This window comes from Roseateles sp. P5_B10 (genome assembly GCF_056400485.1).
In genome coordinates this window covers 1-667 of the sequence record NZ_JBFULE010001506.1, presented here as the reverse complement: position 1 = coordinate 667, position 667 = coordinate 1, and the positions used below count along the sequence as shown (strand labels likewise).

Below are 667 nucleotides of genomic sequence, written 5' to 3'. Positions count from 1 at the left end.
GCTGTAGCGCTCGCTCTCGCCCGAAGCCTGGGCAGCGGACAGCTGCGGGGTCAGCACCGCGCTGAGCGCCACGCCGAGCAGGCCGATGGGGAATTCCATCAGGCGGTCGGCATAGTTCAGCCAGGATGTCGCACCCTCGCCGAGGCGGCTGGAGATCTGCGTGTTGATCATCAGCGACAGCTGGGACACACCGACACCCAGCAGCGCCGGACCCATGCCCAGCATGACGCGGCTGACACCCGGATTGGCACGCGCCTCCCGGAAGCCTTGCCAGCTGAACCGCATGCGCGGCGTCACGCCGATGGCCCGCAGCGCCGGCCACTGCGCCAGCAATTGCAGCACGCCGCCGAGCATGACACCGAAGGCCATCGCATAGATACCCGGATAGCCCGCGCGCTCAAGCGGCCCGACCAAGGCCCAGCCGACGGCGACGACGCTGAGGTTGAGCAGCACCGGCGTTGCCGCCGGCACGACAAAGCGTCGCCAGGTGTTCAGGATGCCCGCCGACAGGGCCACCAGCGACATGCAGCCGATATAGGGGAACATGAAGCGCGTCATGACGACGGATGCGTCGAACGCCGGCTCCGGCAGCCCGCCGCCGAGCAGCCAGACCAAGAGGGGCGCTGCGACCACACCAATCACCGAGGTCGCCATCAGCGCCCATAAC

Annotated in this window: 1 protein-coding gene; it reads right to left on the bottom strand. The window is 68.4% G+C overall.

Annotated features, from left to right (window positions below):
* Nucleotides 1-667, bottom strand: a 667-nt coding sequence (gene murJ, locus AC1DU6_RS34270) for a murein biosynthesis integral membrane protein MurJ (RefSeq protein ID WP_477862910.1), incomplete at both ends; no start/stop codon positions are given.